Origin of the sequence: Paenibacillus sp. JNUCC-31 (assembly GCF_014844075.1) — a bacterium.
Taxonomy (GTDB): Bacteria; Bacillota; Bacilli; order Paenibacillales; family Paenibacillaceae; genus Paenibacillus.
Genome location: NZ_CP062165.1, coordinates 538096 through 555910, shown reverse-complemented (window position 1 = coordinate 555910; position 17815 = coordinate 538096). Strand labels below are relative to the sequence as shown.

The window sequence follows — 17815 nt, the reverse complement described above, 5'->3', positions numbered from 1 at the left end:
GCCTCCTTACCCTTTTTCAATTCTCACTTTGGCCGTACCATCGGCTTGATCCTCAATCATATAAGGACAGCCCAAATTGTTCAGCTCCTCTATCAAAAATACAGGGACTCGATCGTTGTGAATCACAACGATATCTCCAGGCTTGCAGCGCTCCAGTGCGGCAAGTGTTCGCATCATCGGTTGTGGAGGCTGCAATCCCCGGTTATCCAGCTCAACAGTTGGAGCTTCGAGGCATTCATTCCCTCTAACCGCAACAACATTCGCCTCCGGATGTCCCGCGCATGAAGCTGATTCTTCGTCTGAATCGGGTTCTGAATCAGCCTCTGAACCCGATAAAGCCATTTCAGATAATGCTTTTGCACTGTTCATATTTCTTTTGTGAATAAATGTGGTGACCCAGTGATCTGAACTCTTTCTTTCAGATGAATTGGAGTACCCTTTCAATTTGAGAATACCGAGCAGGGGCGTCGGTTTGAATGGAGTATGAAGTACAAACACATCCTCGGTTCGTAGCCCTTTCACCGTATCCATGATCAACTGAAATGGCTCCAGCTTTTTACTCAGATGAGGACGCACATCCAATTCAACCATATGAACATCAGATGGAGACATGTGCGTTCACATCCGATCCTGTTCCTACTACATCAGCCTGCTGCACCAATTTTAGAGACGATTCATACAGGGCAGCCATTCCACCGTACAGGGCATAAAAGAATGAATCCGGTGCATCAAGCGAAAAGGACAAATATGCTTTGGGGTCCGTTCCAAGCATATGCTCAAAAAGTCCTGCACTGTCATAGGCATAGAAGCAGAAATGAGTATATTCAAACAGTGGCATTTTCTCATAAATTGTGATGATTTCCTGTGCATACTTCACCTGCTCACGATGTGCCATTTGCACCATGGCGATTGCATCTTCCAGCCCAAGCATAATGCGAAGCGTAGTATCATCAATGATTTCAACGTGTGGCATAACGGCTCAGCCCCAATCTATAATTTGCTGATTTTGACCTGAAACGTTGTAGGACCCTGTTCAACATACTCCCACTCAAAGCCCTCAGGGTGTGTGGATTGGAACTGGAATCTCAAAGGTTTCGGATCGTGATCATTGATGAGCAGCATGGCTTCCTGGGGTTTCAACTGATCAAAGGTTTCGAAAATGATTTTATGCTTCAGGTGTGGTGGATACTCCGTGGCATTGATGGTAGCTGCATATGTGTTCATAGGTCGTTCCTCCTAATTGGGATGTTGTGGTGTTGCAATTTGATTATAGATAACGCAATGAGGGGTCTGTGTGAGCCTGCTCACATATTTTCGTTTGTCATAATCTTGACTTATTTATAGGAAAATCCTGTTTGGAAAAGGGTTGCGGAGCATATATAAATGTGCAACTGTGTGCTATGTTTCACTTCTTGTGATATTTTGCACAGTTCGGCGAGCGAGACATCCTTATATTTAGCGTCAAGATGACACTGGATGAGAGAAAGCAGGTTTCTCCTTCGGCTGATGTTAAGACAGCACCCTAGAGAAGGGAGGTATGTGTTTGGAATCAATATTAATGGACCCGTTTGGAAGAGTGCATGATTATTTAAGAATTTCGGTTACGGATCGCTGTAATCTCCGCTGTGTGTATTGCATGCCAGAGGAAGGAATGCAGTTTGAACCGACAGAACGAATCCTGTCCTATGAAGAAATCACGTCTATCGTTAAGACGCTTGCTCCACTGGGCATTCGGAAATTGCGTTTGACCGGAGGGGAGCCTCTTGTTCGCAAGGGACTGGACCAACTGATTGCGATGTTATCCGCTATTCCAGGAATTGAGGATATTGCACTGACAACGAATGGTATCTACTTGGCAGCTTATGCGGATTTGCTCAAAGCTGCTGGGCTGACCCGAGTCAACATTAGCCTGGATTCTTTAAAGCCTGATCGTTTCGCCAGCATTACAAGGGGCGGGAAATTACAACGTGTGCTTGAAGGCATTAGAGCCAGTCAAAAAGCCGGATTTCATCCAATCAAGCTGAACGTGGTGCTGATGAAGGGTGTGAATGAGGATGAGGTGCAAGATTTTCTGCAGATGACCCGGGAAGAACCGATCCATATTCGTTTTATTGAATACATGCCCATAGGTGAAAGTGGAGAAATCTGGAAATCGGGGTATATGCCTCTCGAACATGTTCTGGAAACGTGCGGAGCCCTATGGGAGTACGAAAGCTGCGCAGAGATCTATGGTAACGGTCCGGCAGATAGTTACCGCATACGGGGAGCGGCTGGAACCTTTGGTCTGATTCATCCGGTGAGCAGTCACTTTTGTGGAAACTGCAATCGGTTAAGACTAACGGCAGACGGCAATATCAAACCATGTCTCTACTGGTCGGATGAATTCAATGTTCGCCCCCTAATAGGTGATGAGAAGGCGGTTCAGGCTCTGTTTTACAAGGCTCTCGGTGCTAAACCCGAGACACATGAGATGGTCAAAGCTTTGAACGGGCAGCTGATCGAGGGCGTTCCGACGGTGCGACATATGTCGCAAATCGGAGGTTAGAAACAGCAGTTCAGGATTCAGATTCACACTATAGGTCATATTTGTGGGAGGACAACAATGAGTAAGCAAAGCACGCCCTGGATGGGCAAACTCAAATATTTCGCCAAACGTGAAAAAAATGCGGAAGGCTGGAGTGAAATGTCCCCGGTGAACCGGGATTGGGAGGAAGTGTATCGACGCCGCTGGCAGCATGACAAAGTGGTGCGATCTACACACGGAGTCAACTGTACCGGCTCATGCAGCTGGCAGATTTATGTGAAGGATGGGATTGTAACCTGGGAAACGCAAGCAACTGATTATCCTTCAACCGGACCGGATATGCCAGAATTTGAACCTCGGGGATGTCCACGTGGAGCGAGCTTCTCCTGGTATCTGTACAGTCCGCTGCGTGTCAAGCATCCTTACGTACGCGGTGCATTACTGGATCTTTGGCGTGACGCACTTCAGGTGCATGGTGATCCGGTCAAAGCCTGGTCCAGCATTGCAGATGATCCTGTCAAAGTGAAAAGATACAAGTCCGTACGTGGAAAAGGTGGTCTGATTCGTGCGTCCTGGGGTGAAGTGACACAGATTATCGCCGCTTCACTGATTCATACGATCAAACAATACGGACCGGACCGGATTATTGGTTTCTCTCCGATTCCTGCCATGTCGATGGTCAGTTATGCAGCAGGATCACGGTTCTTATCCCTGATGGGATCACCCTTGCTCAGCTTCTATGACTGGTATGCGGATCTCCCTCCGGCTTCACCTCAGATCTGGGGCGATCAAACGGATGTGCCGGAGAGCAGTGACTGGTACAACTCGGGATACATTCTGGTTTGGGGTTCCAATCTGCCAATGACTCGGACACCGGATGCCCACTTCCTGGCTGAAGCACGTTATCGGGGAACGAAAGTGGTGTCGATCAGCCCGGATTATGCGGAGTATGTGAAATTCGCTGATACGTGGATGTCAGTAAAACAAGGAACGGACGGCGCTCTGGCGATGGCTATGGGTCATGTCATCTTGAAAGAGTTTTATATTGAAAAACCTACGGACTATTTCATGCAATATGCCAAACAGTATACCGACTTTCCAAATCTGCTGATTGTGGAAGAAAAAGATGGCGCACACACAGCAGGCCGATTTCTCGTTGGGGAAGACCTGGGCATCACGGGCAATAACATGGCATGGAAAACGCTTGTTTACGATGAGAACAGTGGAACATATGCGATGCCAAAAGGCAGTTTGGGCTTCCGCTGGGGGGAAGAAGGCACCTGGAATCTGAAAATGGAACAAGTGGAAAACGGCGATCCGATTGATCCACGCCTCTCCATGCTCGGTGTTCACCACGATCTGTTGACGATTCAATTGCCATACTTTGATGACGAGGGAAAACATGTGATGCAGCGGCAGATCCCTGTTCGTCAGATCTGGGTGGGAGACAGATGGATTACAGTGACAACAGTATACGATCTGGTACTTGCGAAGTACGGCATTGAACGGGAGATGACCCGTTCTGCGGATGCAACAGAAGTAGTATCTGCTGCAGATAAGGGCGGTCCGCAGAACAACGGAGAGCAGGAGAAGTTGTATGGTCAGCAAGAACAGCCTTTTACCCCTGCTTGGCAAGAGAAAATTACGGGTGTAGACCAGAAGACTGTGGTTCAGATTGCCCGCGAGTTTGCACAAAATGCGATCGATACCCAAGGTCGTTCCATGATCATCATGGGAGCCGGCATTAACCACTGGTATAACTCCGACGTAATCTATCGCGCGATTATCAATCTGATCCTGATGACCGGCTGTCAGGGTGTGAATGGCGGCGGCTGGGCCCACTATGTCGGTCAGGAGAAACTGCGTCCAGCTGAAGGCTGGCAGACGATTGCCTTTGCACGCGACTGGACCGGGCCTGCACGTCTGCAGAACGGAACATCGTTCTTCTATTTTGCAACAGATCAGTGGAGATACGAGGAAACCCAAGTAGGAGAGCTGACCTCGGCGCTTGAGGGTGAACCGCGGTTCCAGCATGTGGCTGATTATAATGTCATGGCTGCACGTCTGGGCTGGCTTCCGTCCTATCCACAATTCAATCGCAACTCGATTGATCTGCATCAGGATGCATTGCAAGCCGGAGCAACGACGAAGGATGAGATTGGTGCTTATGTAGCCTCTGAATTGCAGAACAAAAATCTGAAGTTCTCGATTGAGCAACCGGATGATCCAGCGAATTTCCCGCGTGTGTTATTTGTATGGAGAGCGAATCTGATCTCAAGTTCCGGGAAAGGACATGAATATTTCCTCAAGCATCTGCTTGGTGCAACGAACGGATTGTTAAACGATGACGATCATGGACTGCGTCCAGAGCATGTGGAGTGGGTTGATGAAGCACCGGAAGGCAAGCTTGACCTGATGATTAATATGGATTTCCGGATGGCAGGTACAGCGATGTATTCCGATATTGTTTTGCCAGCAGCGACCTGGTATGAAAAAAGCGACCTGAGCAGTACGGATATGCACCCGTTTGTTCACCCATTCAACCCGGCTGTAGCCGCACAGTGGGAATCCCGTTCCGATTGGGATACCTTCAAGGAAATTGCGCGTGTGTTCTCCGAGATGGCTGCGCAGCAATTCGATGGGCCGCAGAAGGAGATCATAGCTACACCGCTCTTGCATGATTCACCGGATGAGCTTGCTCAACCGTACGGAGAGATTAAAGACTGGAGTGCGGGAGAATGTGAAGCGATCCCTGGGAAAACGATGCCGCATATTCAGGTCGTGGAACGTGACTATGCTGCCGTATATAACAAAATGATCAGCCTTGGACCTGTTGTGAAGGATAAACCAATTGGTACCAAAGGCATATCCTGGTCTGCTAGTGAAGAATATGAAAAACTCAAGAGCATCCTGGGCGTTCACCGTAAAGATGGTGTTGGACAAGGATGTCCGGATCTGAGCACAGACCGTAATGTTGCAGAGGCCATTCTGACCTTGTCGAGTACAACGAACGGCAAGATGGCTGTACGTGCGTGGGAAGCGCTTGAACAGAAAACGGCGTTGCATCTGAAAGACCTGGCTGAAGAGCGGTCGGAGGAATGCTTTACATTTGATGAGATTACTTCGAAACCGAAAACGGTCATCACGTCACCTGCATTCAGCGGATCGGAAAAAGGGGGCCGTCGATATTCGCCATTCACCACTAACGTTGAGCGTCTGATTCCTTGGCGTACATTGACGGGTAGACAGCAGTTCTACATTGATCATGCCATGCTCCGTGAGTTCGGGGAGACGCTGGCGACGTTTAAACCTGTGTTGAAACATACGCCATTCCATCCAAACAGCAAACGTCCGATTGAAGGTGGCAAGGAAATTGTTCTCAACTATCTGACCCCGCATAACAAGTGGTCGATCCACAGCATGTATTATGATGCTCTGCCGATGCTTACCCTGTTCCGTGGAGGACCGACGATCTGGATGAACCATGAGGATGCGGAGGAAGCCGGGTTGGTCGACAACGATTGGATCGAATGTTTTAACCGTAACGGTGTCGTGGTTGCCCGAGCAGTTGTGACACACCGCATTCCTCGTGGGATGGCGTTCATGTATCATGCCCAGGACCGACACATTAACGTTCCGGGAACGAAGATATCACAGACACGTGGCGGTACGCACAACAGCCCGACCCGTATTCATGTGAAACCCACCCATATGATCGGCGGTTATGCCCAATTAAGTTACGGGTTCAACTATTATGGCCCGACAGGCAACCAACGTGACCTGAACGTCATCATAAGAAAACTGCAGGAGGTGGATTGGCTTGAAGATTAAAGCACAAGTCAGCATGGTCATGAATCTGGACAAATGTATCGGGTGCCATACATGCAGTGTAACGTGCAAAAACACGTGGACAAACCGACCTGGTGCAGAATATATGTACTGGAACAATGTAGAGACCAAACCAGGTGTGGGTTACCCGAAACAATGGGAGGACCAGGAGCGTTATCGCGGCGGCTGGGAAATAAAAAATGGCAAACTGGAGTTGAAATCGGGCACACGTACCAGACGCCTGCTCAATATTTTCCACAATCCCGATCAGCCGACCATCGATGATTATTACGAGCCGTGGACGTATGAGTATGAGAAACTGACGAATAGTCCGGAGAAGAAACATCAGCCTGTTGCAAGACCGAAATCCCAGATTACCGGAGAATATATGAATCTGGAATGGGGACCGAACTGGGAGGATGATCTGGCGGGTGCCCATGTAACAGGTATGGAAGATCCTAATATGAAAGATGTCGAGGAATCGATCAAAATGGATTTTGAACAGGTGTTCATGATGTACCTGCCCCGGATCTGTGAACACTGTCTCAATCCATCCTGTGTGTCCTCCTGTCCTTCAGGAGCAATGTACAAACGGGAAGAAGACGGCATCGTGCTGGTAGATCAGAATGCTTGCCGGGCCTGGAGATTTTGTGTGTCGAGTTGCCCGTACAAAAAAGTCTACTTCAACTGGCAGACGAACAAGGCCGAGAAATGTACCCTTTGCTTCCCACGGATTGAAGCGGGTCTGCCAACGATCTGTTCCGAAACCTGTGTGGGACGTATCCGTTATATCGGCTTGATGCTGTATGATGCAGACCGTGTAGAAGCTGCAGCTTCTGTTGAAAATGACCAGGATCTCTATGAATCCCAGATGGATATTTTTCTTGATCCGAAAGATCCTGAGGTTATTCGTGAAGCGCGCGAGGCAGGAATCCCAGAGGATTGGATTATTGCGGCCCAGCAGTCCCCTATTTACAAAATGGTTATAGACTGGAAAATTGCGCTCCCGCTTCATCCTGAATACCGGACCATGCCAATGGTATGGTACATTCCGCCGCTTAGTCCGATTACCAATCGGGTAGAGGGACAGGGAAGTTCCCTGGAGGCCAATGATATTTTCCCGGCAATTGACAACATGCGTATTCCCGTGGAATATCTGGCCAATCTGCTTACGGCAGGAGATACGGGTCGAATCCGTGAAGTACTGCGGAAAATGGCAGTTATGCGCATTCACATGCGTAATCAGCAGACGGGTAAGACCAGTGAGTCGGTATTGCTGGAGAGTGTAGGCATGGATGCTCAGGAAGTGGAGGACATGTATCGTCTGCTCGCTATAGCGAAATACAATGACCGTTTTGTGATCCCGCCAGCTCACCGCGAGGAAGTGGAGGATCTCTTCAGTGAACAGGGCAGCTGTGGACTTGATTTTGCAGGTGGTCCGGGTTCCTGCGGGGTATTCTGATGGGAGAGGAGACAACGACAGTGATGCCAATCGATACTAATGGAGTGACGAGCCCGACTCTAGGTTGTGGAACAGATCTGAACAGAATGGTGTGTAAACTCATCTCCTATCTGTTGCAATATCCCGATGCGGAGTGGAGAGAAGGATTGCCAGGTGTCCGGGAAGCTGTACAGTCAATATCGGATGAAAAGATAAACCAAATCCTGTTGACGTTTGTAGATGAAGCCATGTCTTCCGGTTCCATTCCGTGGCAGGATGCCTATGTTCGTACTTTTGATTTTGACAAAAAATCCAATCTGTATCTGACCTACGCCATACATGGCGATGAGCGGGATCGGGGCCCGGCGTTGATTGAATTGAAGCGCAGATATGAAGCTGCGGGATTTTATATGGAAGTTAGTGAGTTGCCGGATTATTTGCCCATGGTACTTGAATTTGTGGCTGAGGCTCCCGAAGAAGATGCAATGGGAGTTCTCTCCAGCTGCCTTAAGGCTCTGGTCACGATGACAGAAAGCATAGCAGGACAGAGCAGCCCGTATGCACCATTGCTCAGCCTGATGCTACAGGTTATCCTTGAGCCTGCTCCTGCACCAACGAAGCCTGGAGAAGAGAACAGCCAACTTCCTGAAGCAAGACAACAGATGGAAGCTCAGATGAGGAGGGGGAATCGGTGAGTACACTGGAACTGCTATTGTGGGGCGCTCTCCCTTATATGGTCATTGTTTTCTGTATTACAGCGACGATCTGGCGATATGTGACCAATCCCTTCAGCTGGACGTCCAAGTCCAGTGAGATGCTGGAGAAACGAATGCTGAAATGGGGCAGTCTGCTCTTTCATATTGGAATATTTGCTGTAATCTGTGGGCACATTGCCGGTTTGCTTGTTCCCGTGGAATTCTATCGGTGGATTGGCCTTAGTGACGAAGGCTATCACCTGATGGCTATTGCAGGTGGATTGCCTGCAGGGATTATTGCATTTGTAGGTGCAGTCATATTGCTGGTACGCCGATATGTTGCTCGCAGAGTGCGGGCAACAAGCAGTATCGGTGACTGGCTGGCACTCGCCATGCTGATCATTGTCATTGTAACCGGGATTCTAGCGACCTCAGCGAATGCGGTGAATCATAGTGGATTTGACTATCGAACAACGATCAATCCATGGCTGCGCGGCCTGATGGTGTTTCAGCCTGACCCGGTTCTGATGCAGACGGTGCCGCTGAATTTTAAAGTGCACATCCTGCTCACATTTGTATTGTACTGCGTTTTTCCATTTACACGTCTGGTTCATATGCTGAGCATGCCTCTTGGTTATCTGAAACGCAGTTATGTGTTATACCGGAGAAGAGACGGAGCTGTTTATCCTGATCAGAAATCAAAAAAAGAAAGGGCGATGTAAATGCAGCACAAAGGAAAAGTTCAACTGCCCTTGCAAACGGCAAGTCTGATCCTTGGCTTCATGGTATGGGTTATCCTGTCCTCCCTGATGCCGTTTATCAAAGAGGATATCGCTATGACCTCCTCTCAGCTTGCATGGGCGACAGCCATTCCCGTATTGATTGGCTCGATCGCCCGTATCCCGATTGGTTATTGGACGAATCGATACGGGGCACGGAACATATTCATCATCAGCTTTGTGCTGCTATTGGCTCCTATATGGTGGATTAGCCGCGCAACGACCTTTGGTGACCTGGTTACGGGTGGTCTGTTCCTCGGTATTGGAGGAGCTGTCTTCTCGGTCGGTGTAACTTCACTACCCAAATACTATCCCAAAGAGCGACATGGATTCGTCAACGGAATCTATGGCATTGGTAATCTGGGGACAGCACTTTCGGCGTTCGGAGCCCCGCTTATTGCGGATCGAATGGGGTGGTCTACAACCGTTCTGCTATACAGTATTTTGTTAATAGGCATGGCGTTGCTGAATTTTGTTCTGGGTGATAAACAAGAAGCCCGCGTTAACGCTCCATTGATGCAGCAGTTGAAGGCGGTGTCACGCAACAATAAACTATGGCTGCTCTGTTTGTTCTATTTCCTGACCTTTGGTTCGTTCGTAGCGTTTACGGTTTATTTGCCGAATTTCCTGGTCAGCTACTTTCAGATGGACAAAGTGGATGCAGGGATTCGCACAGCAGGATTTATTCTCGTTGCAACCATCATGCGGCCGGTTGGAGGATGGCTGGGAGACCGTTTTAATCCATTCAAGATATTAATATTTGTTTTTGGCGGATTAACGATCGCCGCGATCGTATTATCCTTCGCACCATCAATCTATATCTACACAATCGGGTGTTTGACGGTGGCTTTGTGCGCAGGTACGGGGAACGGTACCATTTTCAAATTAGTGCCAATGTATTTCGTTAAACAACCAGGTATCGCTAACGGCATTATATCCGCCATGGGTGGCTTGGGTGGGTTTTTCCCACCACTTATGCTCACTTTGCTCTACAGCATGACTGGACATTACGCCATTGGTTTCATGGCTTTATCCCAGTTCGCATTGGTTAGTCTGGTACTCGTTATCTGGATGTTCTATCAGGAGAAGCTTCAGTTATCTGCGAGCATTCTGGAGAATACAATTGAAGCGATATTGATTACAGATACAAACAGTGTTATTCGTAGTGTGAACCCAGCCTTTACTGCGGTCACTGGCTACAGTGCTGAGGAGGCAGTTGGACAGAAGCCAAGTCTGCTGAAATCGGGCAAGCAGGATAAAGGTTTCTATGAACAATTATGGCAGGAGTTGAGGCAAAAAGGGTATTGGCAGGGTGAGATATGGAACCGGAAGAAAAACGGAGAGATATATCAGGAATGGCTGAGTATTACGGCAATCCGTAACGAAGCTGGCGAAGTAAAATATTACGCGGGCATGTTCAGTGATATGGGCAAACCCGATCTCTCGATCGCCAGATAGTAGTACGGGTGATTATGCATACAGCAAGAGACCTTAACAAGGAGTATCAGGCGTTAAGGTCTCTTTTGCACACTGTATTGTGTAAAGTATTGTGGTGCACAACCTGTGATATCGCTACGCTCACAGGGGAGAGGAGGAGGGGCGATCAGGTATCTCTTTGTTGCTTCAACCCTTGCAAATCATAAATAATAATTCGGCTGCGATCTACCTCGAGCAGCTGCTCCTTCGTAAGCTGATTCAGGAGACGATTGGCCGTTTCCCTTGTTGTACCGATGGAATTGGCAAACTCTTGATGGGTCATGGGCAGGTTAATGATGACTTTCTGACCATCCGACTGACCGTGCTGCTCCGCTAACATCAGCAGGAAGGAAAGCACACGGTTTCGTACGTCCTGACCGGAGAGTACCTGCAATTTATCCTGTAATTCACGTATTTTATCGCCTAGCACTCGCATGATCTTGATCGCAATCGACGGCGTGTTCAGCATTAATCGTTCGAACAGCCTGACGGGAATGGCAAGAAGTTCGGTAGGGGTGATTGCTTCAGCTGTGGCAGGGTAGGGATGTGTGTTGAAAAAGCCGGTGTGTGGGAACATATCGCCTGTTTTCAGGAAGGAGACAATTTGTTCATGTCCATTTTCGTCCGTTTTGTAAGCTTTAACGATTCCGGTTCGGATGAAAAATACGGCTTCCTTCTCACTGCCTTCGGCAAAAATCACCGTTTTTTTGTGAATGGTTCTGGAAATGGAAATATCCTCTATCTGGTTCAGTTCCTCCGGGGTAAGTTCCTGGAAGATGGGGAATTGCTGCAAAAACTCAGCTGCCGTATCTTTGTTTTCCCTGCGCATAACTACTCGTCCTTTCTATGTCATTAATATGAAGGAGGTTAACTGTGAAGTGACAAATCATAAAATCGTTATCCCTCATGAACATGGCGGATGGGCCATGGTTAGTGTACCTTTTTTCGTAGGTGTAGTCGCGAGCCATCCACAGTGGCTGCATGTCCCGTTATTTATCGCCTGGCTTGGACTCTATCTCGCCGCGTATCCTATGCTTCAGTCTCTGAAAAGAAAGTCCAATCGAACTCGCTTTTACAGATGGGCCGGAATATACGGTTTGGCAGCCGTGATCTGTCTGATCCCACCGATTATTAAACAATCCTCCCTGTTATTCTTCGGTCCGGTCTTGGGCGGGCTGCTGCTTGTGAACGTTTGGCATGTCAGGCACAAAGCGGAACGCTCACTGACCAATGACCTTTGTGCGATGTTGATGTTCTCTCTCGGAGGTGCGGCTGCTTATCTCATTGGCGGCGGCAGCTGGGATATCAAAATGGGTGCAGTCATTCTGTTTTGTTTTCTTCATTTTACAGGAAGTACGTTTTTTGTGAAATCCGTCTTCCGGGAACGGACCAACAAACGCTGGTTAATGTTGACACGTCTGGTCCATCTGCTCCTGTTAGTGATCCCTGCAGTGATCGGTTATCCATGGATGATACTGGCTTATATCTACTCGGCTGCACGAACCTTCATTTATGCGGGAAAATCTCTACGTCCCATGAAGGTAGGCATCATTGAGATTGTTGGTTCGGTGCAATTTTTGTTATGGTCTGTCCTGTTATAAGTCTGATCTCTCCATCATACCGTGATTTATGATTCTGACAGGTGATATAAATCACAAAGGTATCTTTTCATTGCAAATGATCGGGTGACTTAATGAGGTGCGTACAGTCATTCGTCCGGTTTCCTGTTTTTGAAGTCATTCCCCGGGTTAATGGATGGATAGATCTAAATGAACAGAAGAGGGGGCGGCTTGGATGTGGATTGCGCTCATGTGGGGCGGCATCTCCGCCTCAGCGGTTGTGATTGGGGCGCTTGCGGCGCTGTTTCTGAAGATTCCGAAACGGGTCATCGGTTGGATTATGGCTTTTGGTACAGGGACTCTGATCGGTGCAGCTGCATTTGAACTTATTGGTGATGCATTGAATGATGGAGGAATTGTACCGACAGCGATCGGCTTCACTTCGGGGGCGGTTGTATATACGCTGTTCGATCTGCTTATTTCCAGTAAGGGAGGAGCAGGGCGTAAACGTTCAGAAGAGGTTGGCACAGGAGAATCGAACCAAAGTGGGCTTGGCATTTTTGCAGGTACGGTTATGGATGCCATTCCGGAATCAATCATGCTTGGGGCAAGTCTGCTGACCGGGAATGGCATCAGCGTTGTACTTGTCGTCTCCATCTTTGTCAGCAACATTCCTGAAGGTCTGTCCAGTACCGTTGGACTACAGCGTAATAAATATACACGATCCAAAATTATGTTGATGTGGCTGGGTGTACTGCTGATCTCCGCGCTGGCAGCCCTGGGTGGATATTTGTTCCTGGAACAGCTGCCCAAGGAGATGGGGGCGGCTATTGGTGCATTTGCAGGTGGAGGAATTATAGCCATGATCTGTTCCACCATGATGCCTGAAGCCTTTGAAGAGGGTGGTCCCGTAGTAGGATTTATTGCTTCCATGGGATTGCTGGTATCACTTTTGCTTGATTTATAACGATGAGATATGGAAGTGCAAACAAGAGTATCCATTCAGATCATGAGCTGATCATGGATACTCTTATTTTTGCGTTCAATGTAAGATTCTAGTGTCCACCGGAACAGTTTCCTCCACAACCGCATGCTTCCTTGTGTAGTTCCTTCGGTTCGGGTAAACGGTTCAACTCAACGGATTTTGTGAAATAGTGGCTGATCTGCTGATGCAGCTGGCTAAATTCGCGTTGTGCATATATGAATCTGCGAATGAGCGGATGATCATACAGCGCACGTTCTTCCTCTTCATACACCTGAATTTCGGATGCAAGCAGTTCGATGTTTTGCCGTTCTTTTTCCTCCAAAGCCTGATGTTTCTCCATAAACCGTTCGTATTGCGCTGTGGCCTGCTCATCTGCGGCAAACTGATCTATCATGTCGCGCATCTCTTTGTAGCCTTCATCTTGTAATAGGAGTGAGCATAACTCCTGCATTTTGTGCATGATGATCTGTTTGTCCAATTTTACAATCGTACTCATATCGTCAACCTCCTGCAGAGCTTTTCTTAACTGTATAATGGAACGGGAATGCGTACTGTGACGTTACTCACATTCAATGTTAAATATGAAACGTGCACGGAGTTAGATAGACTTCTTCATTATTGAATCTTTTCCTTAAGTTGCTCCAGTTGAAGAATCAGAATGCAATTTCCTGTAACCTGGAGCAGTCCCTGTTTCTGCATGGCGGCCAGCTTGCGGCTAAGTGTTTCGGGTGTGATGCCCAGTAGCAGTGCCATGTCTTTTTTGAAAACAGGCAATCGGATCTCATGTGGTGCATGATTTCGAGTATGAAAATACAAGAGCAAATTTGCTATCTTTTGTTCAGTATCCATGGAACTGAGGGCACTATTCCATTCATCTGTCGTACCGAGAAGATCGGAAACGGCAAGCAGGAAATGATATGCAAGCTTAGGATATTGTTCGAGAAGAAGATCAAAGTTGTGCTTGTTCATGGAACAAAGGGCAGAAGACTCCAAAATTTCGGCATTCGCATCATGAGGTTTCTGGTGTAACAGGGCAGCTTGCCCAAAGAAATCACCCGGAAACAGGAAACGGATGATGTGTTCTTTGCCGTTCTGGCCGTATTTTGATAACTTGACACATCCCTGATGAACAATGTACAGCGTATCCGAGCGTTCACCTTCCTGAACGACATACTCGCCTTTATCATACTTGCGGGAATGCAGGAGTGAGGTCAACATTGCAGATTCTTCCGGGCCAAGATGTTGGAATAGAGGCACTTTCAGAAAACAGGGGTCTTGAGTTTGATGCGTACAGATCATTTCTTCTCTCACCTCAAATCGTCCAGGATATGTATAGTTCCCGTCAGGATGTCTCAGTGTGACATTGCCTGACCTCCATGGTCTTTGCCATCCTTGGTTACACGAAGAACAGCAGAAGCCCCTTTGGATACATGGTTAAACTGATGCGTTACAATCGGATAATCTCCTTCTTCTGTTACGGTAAATTCCACGACAGCCCCACCACTCGCCGGAAGCATAACCGTCTGCATTCCATATTGTATATTTCGGGGATTTCCGTCTATATATACTCGGTCCATGATCGTACCAACAATGTGGAAAGAAGAGACTTCGTTCGGTCCGGCATTGCTTACATAGAGGCGAACGGTATCTCCAACTTTGGCAAGCAGAGGATTACGGGTCAGTCCGTAATCATTCCCATTGAACACAACATAGTCCGGTTCTTCGTTCAAAAAGGCATCATAAGTATGCTCCTTGTACCATTCACTCTGAACAAGCGTATACTCACGATGAATCAGATGATCAGAAGGATAACCGGCTTTGGGTTCAACAATAATCATGCCATACATACCGTTGGCAATATGAGCGAGAACCGGTTTTGTCCCGCAGTGGTACATAAATACGCCAGGTGAGGAAGTTGCGTAGGTGAAAGTACCTTCCTCACCCGGCATGACATCGATGAATTTGCTGCTGGGTGAAGCATGAACAGCATGAAAATCCATAGAGTGAGGCAGGCTGGAATCTTTGTTTTTTAGCGTGAATATCAGGGTATCTCCCTCAGTCACACGAAGTACCGGCCCGGGGGCTGTACCATTAAACGTCCAAGCGTTATACATGACGCCTTCCGAGATTTCGATATCCGTTACTTGAGCAGTCATCTCAATATATACTGTGGTGCCTTCCCTGCGAATGACCGGATCCACTGGCGGCTGACTTGGTTGATTGACCCCGGTAGAGGGGACTTCACTGTGCTGAGCAGGTTTAATGGTTTCGGAAGAACTGCAATGTGAGAGTACAGAAGTGAATACAACAAGCATTATCGAAACCTTGGATACATGATTTGACAAAGAGAACATGGAGAACACAACCTTAATCAAGTAATATTTTTCACAAATAAAATGAAACGAATATATTTCTTTTGAATATAGGTTTAGATTACGACATTGAGCCGAGGTCTGGTGTGATGCGAAACACACTTTATTACGTCATTTTTTGGTGCATACGATGATCTTTCTGGTGGAGGTTTCTTGTGAAAAGCAGCAGAGTTTCATATAATTTTAGATAGCAATTGGGAAATGTTGATTGTTTCGATTCGGTCATACTTCATGTGAAGGGAGATCGAGAAATCAGAGGGAGGTGGGCTCGGAATGAAACGTTTCGAAGACGAAGGGGCATATAAATACAGCTTCTACGCTGTTCTTCGGCGGTGCGAGCAGGTGGATGTAAAATGCAAATGCTGCGGTGGTCATGCCTATATATTAAACCAAGATGGTCACCTGGCATGGAAATGTTCACAATGTTTCGCTCACGGAGTTCATGAGACGGAATATCAGTATAAAGCCAAGAGCAATTGTGTCCAATGTGAACGCTGGTTCAATGTTGAAGTGACAGATGAGAAAAAGACGTCCCACAAATCATCGCATATCGAATGCCCGCATTGTGGAAGTGTCAATCATGTCGTATTACATAAAAAGCCAGTATATAGAGGGTATTATCCCGATATTCGAGACGGACGAGATCCTATATTTAAAATGGAATTGTATTTTTTAGACTATATCAGAGGAAAGATGGTATGGGCCGTTAATCGGGCGCATTTAAATTATCTGATTTCGTATATTTCGGCCGAATTGCGCGTGAAACCTGGAATTGTACCTTTGAAGACGGCTTCACATACCATCCCTGCGTATATCAAGAACGCCAAGAACAGGGAGTTGGTGGTCCGCACGTTGACCAAACTTCAGCACACGACAGGATGAACCGGTAGAACGCGGGTCGCTAAGGAGGATGATGATGAAAGTTCGTCTAAAGATCACGATATTTGCGGTAATTATAGGCATATTACTCATTCCGGCCTATTTTATTTTACAGACGTATGGTGTGTTTCAAAAAGAAAAGGTACTGTCCGACTATGCTCTCGCTGTGGACGTGAACGGCAAATCTTATGATGCCTTGCCGCTCATCAATAGTTTCGCTGCCATGGATAAGGAGGAAGACAACCGTCAGTTATATTACCGGGTCGATATGAGTCATATCCAATACCTTTTTCGCATCGCCTATCAGGAGTTTGATATTAAACCCAGTGAAGACAATCCCTATCTGGCGGGAACGATCAGCTATCAATCCACAGAAAACGAATATGTAAAAACCGAAAAGCAATATACCAATGCCAAAGATTTTACAACGGTGTTACATTTTTATAATCAGGATAAAGAGGTGATTTATAGTTATCAAAATACCGGAAAAGGGGATGGACAGCTGGTCCAATCCATTATTCATCAGGGAATGAGTCGTTCTACCAATGGAGGCAGCGAAGCTGCTCGTGATCCTTATATCAACGTTACGACATTGTTCCATGATAAGTTGAATATCGATGTGAAGCTGGACGTCGATGAAGAACATAAAGTCGTAACCATTCGAATGAATAAACTGGAGGCGAGATCATGAATTTGTTTGGTGTACATAAAGGACCTGCATATTTGGAAGGGGTGGTTCAGGGAATTCGGGATGTTCAGACTCATGAAGTGGAATGGAAAGGCAAGTTGCAAACGAGGGATGGCCATGACAAGTTCCATATCTTTTATTATGGTGACTTAACCGAGGATGATCTGATAACCTGGCATGATTCGACACCGCTCATCGTATATGCGGAGCACACCGTAACCGGAGAACGATACTTGTTGATCGATGCAGCCAAACACGGTTATGATGCCATGTTATGCGAGACCTATCCGGAGGAGGACCTGAACAACAGGCCTCTGCGACCTTATTTGGACGTTGAAGGAGAAGATATATTTGAAGTACAGCTATCTGCTTTTTACAACGTGCCGTGGGATGAAGAGTTTGGAGAAGATGTGGATGAAGACGGAAAATACGAACTAATTACGGGAGAGAGCATGGATTTTGAGCAAGTGAAACGTGACGGCTATGATGCCTTTGCCATTAGCATTGTAAACCGCAAGGGTGTCGTGACCGAAATAGTGCAGGAAGAACGGGCATAGCTGATTGATTTGCCGAAGGATTGAATGAATTA

Annotated in this window: 18 protein-coding genes; 11 read left to right on the top strand and 7 right to left on the bottom strand. The window is 47.3% G+C overall.

From position 1 onward, the window contains the following. Positions 1–6: 6 nt before the first annotated feature. The 3 genes from JNUCC31_RS02240 to JNUCC31_RS02230 are packed head-to-tail and all read right to left on the bottom strand — an operon-like array spanning position 7 to position 1224. Positions 7–612, bottom strand: a complete 606-nt coding sequence (locus JNUCC31_RS02240) for a DUF2249 domain-containing protein (protein WP_192268176.1) — start codon at positions 610–612, stop codon at positions 7–9. After that, positions 599–973, bottom strand: a complete 375-nt coding sequence (locus tag JNUCC31_RS02235; protein WP_192268170.1) for a hypothetical protein — start codon at positions 971–973, stop codon at positions 599–601. The genes JNUCC31_RS02240 and JNUCC31_RS02235 overlap by 14 nt, the downstream gene beginning before the upstream one ends. Positions 974–990: 17 nt before the next feature. Then, positions 991–1224 carry a DUF2249 domain-containing protein gene (locus JNUCC31_RS02230; RefSeq protein ID WP_192268168.1) on the bottom strand — a complete coding sequence of 78 codons (234 nt, stop codon included), beginning with the start codon at positions 1222–1224 and terminating at the stop codon, positions 991–993. 313 nt (positions 1225–1537) lie between these two features. Between JNUCC31_RS02230 and moaA the strand changes: the two genes are divergently transcribed. From moaA to JNUCC31_RS02200, 6 genes are read left to right on the top strand one after another with little or no spacing between them, the layout of a single operon-like run. Then, positions 1538–2545 carry a GTP 3',8-cyclase MoaA gene (gene moaA / locus JNUCC31_RS02225; RefSeq protein ID WP_416234361.1) on the top strand — a complete coding sequence of 336 codons (1008 nt, stop codon included), beginning with the start codon at positions 1538–1540 and terminating at the stop codon, positions 2543–2545. A 57-nt stretch (positions 2546–2602) separates the two neighbouring features. Further along, on the top strand, positions 2603–6355 hold the full coding sequence (locus JNUCC31_RS02220; protein ID WP_192268164.1) for a nitrate reductase subunit alpha: 3753 nt from the start codon (positions 2603–2605) through the stop codon (positions 6353–6355). Further along, on the top strand, positions 6345–7814 hold the full coding sequence (gene narH, locus JNUCC31_RS02215; RefSeq protein WP_192268162.1) for a nitrate reductase subunit beta: 1470 nt from the start codon (positions 6345–6347) through the stop codon (positions 7812–7814). The genes JNUCC31_RS02220 and narH overlap by 11 nt, the downstream gene beginning before the upstream one ends. Positions 7815–7837: 23 nt before the next feature. Then, positions 7838–8488, top strand: a complete 651-nt coding sequence (gene narJ / locus JNUCC31_RS02210) for a nitrate reductase molybdenum cofactor assembly chaperone (protein WP_192268160.1) — start codon at positions 7838–7840, stop codon at positions 8486–8488. Continuing rightward, entirely contained in the window at positions 8485–9210 is a 726-nt protein-coding gene (gene narI, locus JNUCC31_RS02205) for a respiratory nitrate reductase subunit gamma (RefSeq protein WP_192268158.1), read from the top strand. Before narJ ends, narI begins: the two co-directional genes overlap by 4 nt. Further along, on the top strand, positions 9211–10725 hold the full coding sequence (locus tag JNUCC31_RS02200) for a nitrate/nitrite transporter (RefSeq protein WP_192268156.1): 1515 nt from the start codon (positions 9211–9213) through the stop codon (positions 10723–10725). A gap of 145 nt (positions 10726–10870) precedes the next feature. On the opposite strand, the gene JNUCC31_RS02195 is transcribed toward JNUCC31_RS02200, so the two are convergent. Further along, a complete protein-coding gene (locus JNUCC31_RS02195) occupies positions 10871–11572 on the bottom strand; it encodes a Crp/Fnr family transcriptional regulator (RefSeq protein WP_192268154.1) in 702 nt (233 codons plus the stop codon). A 49-nt stretch (positions 11573–11621) separates the two neighbouring features. Here JNUCC31_RS02195 and JNUCC31_RS02190 point away from each other — a divergent pair, with 49 nt between their 5' ends. Both JNUCC31_RS02190 and JNUCC31_RS02185 read left to right on the top strand, forming a co-directional pair. Beyond that, complete coding sequence (locus JNUCC31_RS02190; protein WP_228469454.1) at positions 11622–12344, top strand: YwiC-like family protein; 723 nt, start codon at positions 11622–11624, stop codon at positions 12342–12344. Between the two features lie 193 nt (positions 12345–12537). Beyond that, positions 12538–13269 carry a ZIP family metal transporter gene (locus JNUCC31_RS02185; RefSeq protein ID WP_192268150.1) on the top strand — a complete coding sequence of 244 codons (732 nt, stop codon included), beginning with the start codon at positions 12538–12540 and terminating at the stop codon, positions 13267–13269. Between the two features lie 88 nt (positions 13270–13357). Here the strand turns inward: JNUCC31_RS02185 and JNUCC31_RS02180 are convergent, their stop codons facing one another. From JNUCC31_RS02180 to JNUCC31_RS02170, 3 genes are all read right to left on the bottom strand, one after another. Then, positions 13358–13783 carry a YlbF/YmcA family competence regulator gene (locus JNUCC31_RS02180; RefSeq protein ID WP_192268148.1) on the bottom strand — a complete coding sequence of 142 codons (426 nt, stop codon included), beginning with the start codon at positions 13781–13783 and terminating at the stop codon, positions 13358–13360. 119 nt (positions 13784–13902) lie between these two features. After that, entirely contained in the window at positions 13903–14505 is a 603-nt protein-coding gene (locus tag JNUCC31_RS02175; RefSeq protein WP_192268146.1) for a Crp/Fnr family transcriptional regulator, read from the bottom strand. 134 nt (positions 14506–14639) lie between these two features. Further along, entirely contained in the window at positions 14640–15641 is a 1002-nt protein-coding gene (locus JNUCC31_RS02170; protein ID WP_192268144.1) for a multicopper oxidase domain-containing protein, read from the bottom strand. Between the two features lie 291 nt (positions 15642–15932). Here JNUCC31_RS02170 and JNUCC31_RS02165 point away from each other — a divergent pair, with 291 nt between their 5' ends. Genes JNUCC31_RS02165 through JNUCC31_RS02155 form a run of 3 tightly spaced genes read left to right on the top strand, consistent with a single transcriptional unit; the run spans position 15933 to position 17783 of the window. Beyond that, a complete protein-coding gene (locus JNUCC31_RS02165) occupies positions 15933–16541 on the top strand; it encodes a hypothetical protein (protein ID WP_192268142.1) in 609 nt (202 codons plus the stop codon). A gap of 28 nt (positions 16542–16569) precedes the next feature. Then, positions 16570–17229 carry a hypothetical protein gene (locus JNUCC31_RS02160; RefSeq protein WP_323374357.1) on the top strand — a complete coding sequence of 220 codons (660 nt, stop codon included), beginning with the start codon at positions 16570–16572 and terminating at the stop codon, positions 17227–17229. Continuing rightward, positions 17226–17783 (top strand): hypothetical protein, encoded by a 558-nt coding sequence (locus JNUCC31_RS02155; protein WP_192268140.1) that lies wholly within the window; start codon positions 17226–17228, stop codon positions 17781–17783. The genes JNUCC31_RS02160 and JNUCC31_RS02155 overlap by 4 nt, the downstream gene beginning before the upstream one ends. The last annotated feature ends 32 nt before the right edge of the window (positions 17784–17815 follow it).

Excerpts from the sequence above, each read along its gene's own strand:
- JNUCC31_RS02240 (WP_192268176.1), bottom strand. The coding sequence starts at position 612 with ATGTCTCCATCTGATGTTCATATGGTTGAATTGGATGTGCGTCCTCAT.
- JNUCC31_RS02235 (WP_192268170.1), bottom strand. The coding sequence starts at position 973 with ATGCCACACGTTGAAATCATTGATGATACTACGCTTCGCATTATGCTT.
- JNUCC31_RS02230 (WP_192268168.1), bottom strand. The coding sequence starts at position 1,224 with ATGAACACATATGCAGCTACCATCAATGCCACGGAGTATCCACCACAC.
- moaA (WP_416234361.1), top strand. The coding sequence starts at position 1,538 with ATGTGTTTGGAATCAATATTAATGGACCCGTTTGGAAGAGTGCATGAT.
- JNUCC31_RS02220 (WP_192268164.1), top strand. The coding sequence starts at position 2,603 with ATGAGTAAGCAAAGCACGCCCTGGATGGGCAAACTCAAATATTTCGCC.
- narJ (WP_192268160.1), top strand. The coding sequence starts at position 7,838 with ATGCCAATCGATACTAATGGAGTGACGAGCCCGACTCTAGGTTGTGGA.
- JNUCC31_RS02200 (WP_192268156.1), top strand. The coding sequence starts at position 9,211 with ATGCAGCACAAAGGAAAAGTTCAACTGCCCTTGCAAACGGCAAGTCTG.
- JNUCC31_RS02195 (WP_192268154.1), bottom strand. The coding sequence starts at position 11,572 with ATGCGCAGGGAAAACAAAGATACGGCAGCTGAGTTTTTGCAGCAATTC.
- JNUCC31_RS02185 (WP_192268150.1), top strand. The coding sequence starts at position 12,538 with ATGTGGATTGCGCTCATGTGGGGCGGCATCTCCGCCTCAGCGGTTGTG.
- JNUCC31_RS02180 (WP_192268148.1), bottom strand. The coding sequence starts at position 13,783 with ATGAGTACGATTGTAAAATTGGACAAACAGATCATCATGCACAAAATG.
- JNUCC31_RS02175 (WP_192268146.1), bottom strand. The coding sequence starts at position 14,505 with ATGTTGACCTCACTCCTGCATTCCCGCAAGTATGATAAAGGCGAGTAT.
- JNUCC31_RS02170 (WP_192268144.1), bottom strand. The coding sequence starts at position 15,641 with ATGTTCTCTTTGTCAAATCATGTATCCAAGGTTTCGATAATGCTTGTT.
- JNUCC31_RS02165 (WP_192268142.1), top strand. The coding sequence starts at position 15,933 with ATGAAACGTTTCGAAGACGAAGGGGCATATAAATACAGCTTCTACGCT.
- JNUCC31_RS02160 (WP_323374357.1), top strand. The coding sequence starts at position 16,570 with ATGATGATGAAAGTTCGTCTAAAGATCACGATATTTGCGGTAATTATA.
- JNUCC31_RS02155 (WP_192268140.1), top strand. The coding sequence starts at position 17,226 with ATGAATTTGTTTGGTGTACATAAAGGACCTGCATATTTGGAAGGGGTG.